The sequence below is a fragment of the Aeromonas sp. ZOR0002 genome (assembly GCF_963866995.1).
In the GTDB taxonomy this organism is placed as follows: Bacteria; Pseudomonadota; Gammaproteobacteria; order Enterobacterales; family Aeromonadaceae; genus Aeromonas; species Aeromonas caviae.
The window spans coordinates 1-5,344 of the sequence record NZ_CAWMFQ010000122.1 but is presented as its reverse complement, the minus strand read 5'-3'; the positions used below and the strand labels follow the sequence as shown (position 1 = coordinate 5,344).

The window sequence follows — 5,344 nt, the reverse complement described above, 5'->3', positions numbered from 1 at the left end:
CTATCTCACAGTCTGGCGGTGAGCAGATAGCGCATCTCGCCGAGTTCGTCAACGCAGCAGCCCGCCAGCGGCTGGGGTTGCAGGCTGACGGCGCCGAACGCCTGCCCCTCGCGCACCCGGTCCAGGGTGCGGCTCTCGTCATCCACCAGCAGGTTCAGCTCGATGGGGTATTGCTCCAGCAGTGGCGCCAGGGCGGGCAGGAACCAGGTAGCCAGGCTGTCGGCATTGACGGCGATGCTGACCCGGATGGGGGCCCTGGGCTCGTCGGGGGAGATCTCGCCGGCCAGCTCCAGCTCCAGCTGGCGCACCTGGCGATAGTGGGCCAGCAGCTTCTGGCCGAGCCCCGTGGCCTGCAGCGGCTGGCTGCGGATGATGAGCGGCTCCGCAAACTGCTGCTCCAGCTGCTTGATGCGCTGGGAGATGGCGGACTGGGTGATGTGCAGGCGCTGGGCGGCACGCTCGAAGTTTTGCTCCCGGATCACCGCGTCCAGGGCCAGCAGCAGCTTGTAGTCCAGCGTCTTCATCAGCATTCCTTATGAAAAAAGGGAGTTCAGCAAGAATGCTACTCAAGGGAGCGCCAGAGGACAACCTGACCGCCCCCATGGAGGGGGCCCGTGCCCGGGGCCGCCCCTGTGAGATGTGACAGTAGTCCTGACATGAGATTCATAAGATACTCACCCGGTCCGTTTTTGCATGGGGTGGAAACGGACCATAGCGAGCGTCTTGAATCCCGGGCCGGTCCCGGGACTTTTTTTGCTCAGATGACGGCGAGCAGAGCATCCCCCGCCGGCCGGTAATGGCCCTGCAGGGGGCGATGGACGGCGCGGTCGAAACGCTCGTCCAGGTGGAAGCGGATGCCGACTCCGCGCACGGCCCCCAGATCCACCGCCTGGCGATGGCCGAGGCGCTCGATGGGCAGGCCGAGGCGGCGGAAGATGCGCTCCACCGGCAGGCTGACCACGGCCACCAGCTCGCGGATCCCCTGCTCCCTGGCGAAGGCCAGCACCTCGCGGAAGATGACGCAGGTGAGTTCGCTGATGCCGTTCTCCAGGCGAGGGGCCCGGTCGGCGTCGATGGCGAGGCGGGTCAGCTCCCACACGTCGTTGCCGCGCGGCGGGGCTTCGCCAGCGAGGGCGGTGGGGAAGATGCTGGGCAGCATGTAATCCTGGGCGCAACTGAGCAGGCGGATGCAGCCGCACAGCCCCTGCTTGTCTTCAATCAGCACCCAGTGGGTGTAGGGCTTGTCGAAGTTGTCCCGCTCCAGGCCACGGCGGGATTCCACGTCCCAACCGAGTCGATCGGAGAAGACGCGGTTGCGAAATCGGTAGAGCTCGTTTTCGACCTCCCATCTGGGGTGTTCTTTCAATTTTCCTTTGAAAACAAGCATTCATGTCTCTCCATTTCATGGTTAGGCGCTATAATCCAAGGCCTTGGCCAGGGGAGGCTTGCCTATGACACGCGACCAACTGCTTGAGTACCTGGAACATTTCACGCTGGTGACCGATGGCAACCGGCTGTCCGAGCTCATCGGCCGCTTCACCCTGGGAATGGGTTACGACTACTACCGCTTCGCCCTCATCCTGCCCATGTCGATGCAAAGGCCCAAGGTGGTGCTGTTCAACCAGTGCCCCGACTCCTGGGTACAGGCCTACACCCTGAACAACATGCTGGCCTGCGATCCCATCATCCAGCTCGCCCGCAGGCAGACCCTGCCCATCTACTGGAACCGGCTGGACGAGAAGGCGCGCTTCCTGCAAGAGGGGAGCATGGATGTGATGGGGCTGGCGGCGGAATTCGGGTTGCGCAACGGCATCTCGTTCCCGCTGCACGGGGCGGCGGGGGAGAACGGCATACTCTCTTTCATCACCCGGGAGCGGGCGTCGAGCGATCTGATGCTGGAGTCCTCGCCCATCCTCTCCTGGATGTCCAACTACATCTTCGAGGCGGCGATCCGGATCGTGCGCCAGAGCATGAGGGAGGACGATCCCCAGGAACCCCTGACGGAGCGGGAGACCGAGTGCCTGTTCTGGGCCAGCGAAGGGAAGACATCGGGGGAGATCGCCTGCATCCTCGGCATCACGGAGCGCACCGTGAACTACCACCTCAATCAGGTCACCCGCAAGACAGGGTCGATGAACCGCTACCAGGCCATCGCCAAGGGGGTGAGCAGCGGCATCCTGCTGCCGAACCTGGAGCAGGTGGTGGTCACCAACTTCCCCTCCCTGCTGCAGTGAATACAGGCCCGGCGGCACCGGCTCGTCGCCTGGCATCCCCTCTGTCGCCATCACCGCTGTCCTGCGCCGTCCCATCCTGCCGCCGATTCTCGGGGCGGGGCTGTGACCCCACAATTGTCAGATCCTGCAATTGACAACCTTCTTTGTGTGGTTTCGGCCCGGTTTTCATCAGTTTTATGAATGCATCAGAAAATGAATGAATTTCTCTGATTGCCCGCGCCCCCTTATAGTGCGTTTCTCTCTTTCACAGGAACGCATCCCCATGTTCGCCACCACCCTGCAAGGCTTTACCCTCGGCCTTGCCATGATCATCCCCATCGGGGCCCAGAATGCCTTCGTGCTGAGCCGGGGCATTCACCGCAACCACCACCTGCTGACGGCGACCCTCTGCTGCCTGTGCGACCTCGTGCTGATCGGCATCGGGGTGTTCGGCGGGGCCAACCTGCTGGCAGCCAGCCCGATCGGCCTGGCACTGCTGACCTGGGGCGGCGTGCTCTTCCTCGGCTGGTTCGGGGTGCGCTCACTGCGCAGTGCCTGGCGCGGCCAGGAGGCGGCCCTGGCGGACTCGCCCCGGTTGATGGGGGTGAAGAGCGTGCTGGCCATGACCCTCGGAGTCACTCTGCTCAACCCCCACGTCTACCTGGATACCCTGATGTTGCTTGGCTCCTTCGGCAGCCAGTTTGCCGAGGAGCTCAGACCCGCCTTCGCGGCGGGGGCCATGCTGGCTTCTCTGGTCTGGTTCTACGGACTGGCGTTCGGGGCGGCGGCACTCTCCCCTTGGCTTGCCCGGGGCCGGGTACAGCAAGCCATTGATCTTGTTGTAGGTCTCATCATGCTGGTGCTGGCGGCCAAGCTGGCATTGGGTGCCATATCGGCCTCATAATGCTATTTTTGTGCCGGGCTTCATAAAAATGAGTCCCGGTGCCATCTGCTGACATATTCGTCTGTTAAATTCCCGGCGCTGGTAAAGCGTTACTCATAATAAAAGGGAAAAAACAGTGAATAACACCATGAAGCTGGGGGCTATTGCCGCCATCGTGCTGCTGTCTGCCTGCAGCAACGAGAATGACAGCAAGGCACAGCCGGGGACCGTCTCCCTGCGCCTGATCCAGACCTCCGACATCCACTCCAACGTGCTGGGGTACGACTACTACCAGAACAAGGAGGATCGCAAGTTCGGCCTCTCCCGCACCGCCCTGCTGATCCGCGCCGCCCGCGCCGAGAACCCCAACAACCTGCTGCTCGACAACGGTGACCTCATTCAGGGCACGCCGCTGGCGGACTACATCTTCGAGCAGTCCGGTGCCGGCTACCTCGAGAAACAGGCGCACCCGGTGTTCAAGGCGATGAACGAGCTGGGCTACGACGCGGGCAACCTGGGCAACCACGAGTTCAACTACGGCCTGGACTACCTCGGCAAGGTGCTGGCGGGAGCCGACTTCCCCTATGTGAATGCCAACGTGTTCGAGGCGGGGGCCTTCAAGCGCGATGCCAAGGGACAGATTGACTGGAGCGGCAACAAGTTCACCCCCTATCTGCTGCTGGAGCGCGAGGTGACCGATGACAAGGGCCAGCGCCAGCGCGTCAAGGTGGGCATCCTGGGTCTGACCCCGCCCCAGGTGCTGCAGTGGGACAAGCGCCATCTGGAGGGCAAGGTGGTGGTGGCCGACATGGTCGAGACCGCCAATCACTATGTGCCCGAGCTGCGCGCCAAGGGCGCCGACATCGTGGTGGTGGTGGCCCACACCGGCATCAATGCCAGCAGCTACGAGGCCATGATGGAGAACTCCGCCTGGCACCTGGCCAAGGTGAAGGGGGTGGATGCCCTGATGCTGGGCCACGCCCACAAGAACTTCCCCGGGGACTTCCCGGATCTGCCGGAGGTGGACAACCAGGCCGGTACCCTCAGCGGCATCCCCACCGTGATGCCCGGCTACTGGGGCAACCACCTCGGCATCATCGACCTCAAGCTGGAGCAGGTGGACGGCAAGTGGCAGGTGAAGCAGAGCCAGGCCAGCCTGCGCAAGATAGACGCCAGCGAGGGCAGTGCGGTGGATCAGCGGGTGGTGGACCTGGTGCAGGCGGATCACGACGCCACCAACCAGTGGCTGGACGAGCCGCTCGGCAAGATCACCTCCCCCATCCACAGCTTCTTCGCCCTGGTACAGGACGACCCCTCGGCGCAGCTGGTGAGCGATGCCCAGCGCCGCCACGCGGAGCAGTTGCAACAAGACGGCCTGCTCAAGGAGTCCTACCCCATCCTGTCGGTGGCGGCCCCCTTCCGTGGCGGTCGCAACGGCATCAACGACTTCACCTACGTGGCCCAGGGTGACATCTCCCTGCGCAACGTCTCCGACCTTTACATCTATCCGAACACCCTGCAGGTGGTCGAGGTGAACGGGGCCACCGTCAAGGAGTGGCTGGAGATGAGCGCTGGCCAGTTCAACCAGATCGACACCGGCAAGACCGGGGTGCAGTGGCTGGTGAACGAGAGCTTCCCCACCTACAACTTCGATGTGATTGACGGGGTCAACTACGAGGTGGACATCACCCAGCCGGCCCGCTACAGCAAGGACGGGGTCAAGGTGAGCGACGGCCAGCGCATCAGCGGCCTCACCTTCAACGGCCAGCCCGTGGACCCGGCCCAGAAGTTCTACGTGGTGACCAACAACTACCGCGCCAGCGGCGGCGGCCACTTCCCGGGCATCGACGGCAGCAACATCGTCCATGAAGATCCCTTCGAGACGCGGGAGATCATCGCCCAGTACCTGAAGGCCCAGTCTGCGGACAACCCGGCCGGCTTCAGCCCGGCGGCCAACAACAACTGGCACATGAAGGCCCTGCCCGCCAACGTGGACGTGCGCCTCTACTCCTCGCCGACCGACGAGGCCAAGGCCCTGGCGGGGGCGGATCTGTCGTACCAGTCCACCCTGCCGATGGATGACGCCAAGCACCCCGGCTACGCCATCTACCGCCTGATCCGCCAGTAAGGCAGACGCTGGCAGCCAACAAAAAAGCCCTCGCAGTGCGAGGGCTTTTTCATGGGGCGCGGTGCCATCCTGTCCTGTCGTCTGGACTTGCCCGGTCGACGGGGCGGGAGGGCATCAGTA

Annotated in this window: 4 protein-coding genes and 1 pseudogene; 3 read left to right on the top strand and 2 right to left on the bottom strand. The window is 63.6% G+C overall.

What is annotated here, in order from left to right; genetic code table 11:
• Positions 1-14 precede the first annotated feature (14 nt).
• Together AACR77_RS06895 and AACR77_RS06890 are read right to left on the bottom strand one after the other, a co-directional pair.
• Positions 15-524 (bottom strand): annotated as a pseudogene (locus tag AACR77_RS06895) (ArgP/LysG family DNA-binding transcriptional regulator); the annotation flags it as partial.
• A gap of 233 nt (positions 525-757) precedes the next feature.
• Entirely contained in the window at positions 758-1,387 is a 630-nt protein-coding gene (locus AACR77_RS06890) for an acyl-homoserine-lactone synthase (protein WP_042880563.1), read from the bottom strand.
• 64 nt (positions 1,388-1,451) lie between these two features.
• Here AACR77_RS06890 and AACR77_RS06885 point away from each other — a divergent pair, with 64 nt between their 5' ends.
• The 3 genes from AACR77_RS06885 (at position 1,452) to AACR77_RS06875 (ending at position 5,224) form a co-directional block, all read left to right on the top strand.
• The gene (locus AACR77_RS06885) at positions 1,452-2,234 is read left to right on the top strand and encodes a LuxR family transcriptional regulator (protein ID WP_010672766.1); all 783 of its coding nucleotides are present in this window, start codon (positions 1,452-1,454) and stop codon (positions 2,232-2,234) included.
• Between the two features lie 262 nt (positions 2,235-2,496).
• Positions 2,497-3,117, top strand: a complete 621-nt coding sequence (gene lysE, locus AACR77_RS06880; protein WP_042015435.1) for an L-lysine exporter — start codon at positions 2,497-2,499, stop codon at positions 3,115-3,117.
• A gap of 127 nt (positions 3,118-3,244) precedes the next feature.
• Positions 3,245-5,224 carry a bifunctional 2',3'-cyclic-nucleotide 2'-phosphodiesterase/3'-nucleotidase gene (locus tag AACR77_RS06875; protein WP_042880561.1) on the top strand — a complete coding sequence of 660 codons (1,980 nt, stop codon included), beginning with the start codon at positions 3,245-3,247 and terminating at the stop codon, positions 5,222-5,224.
• The last annotated feature ends 120 nt before the right edge of the window (positions 5,225-5,344 follow it).

Excerpts from the sequence above, each read along its gene's own strand:
- AACR77_RS06890 (WP_042880563.1), bottom strand. The coding sequence starts at position 1,387 with ATGCTTGTTTTCAAAGGAAAATTGAAAGAACACCCCAGATGGGAGGTC.
- AACR77_RS06885 (WP_010672766.1), top strand. The coding sequence starts at position 1,452 with ATGACACGCGACCAACTGCTTGAGTACCTGGAACATTTCACGCTGGTG.
- lysE (WP_042015435.1), top strand. The coding sequence starts at position 2,497 with ATGTTCGCCACCACCCTGCAAGGCTTTACCCTCGGCCTTGCCATGATC.
- AACR77_RS06875 (WP_042880561.1), top strand. The coding sequence starts at position 3,245 with ATGAAGCTGGGGGCTATTGCCGCCATCGTGCTGCTGTCTGCCTGCAGC.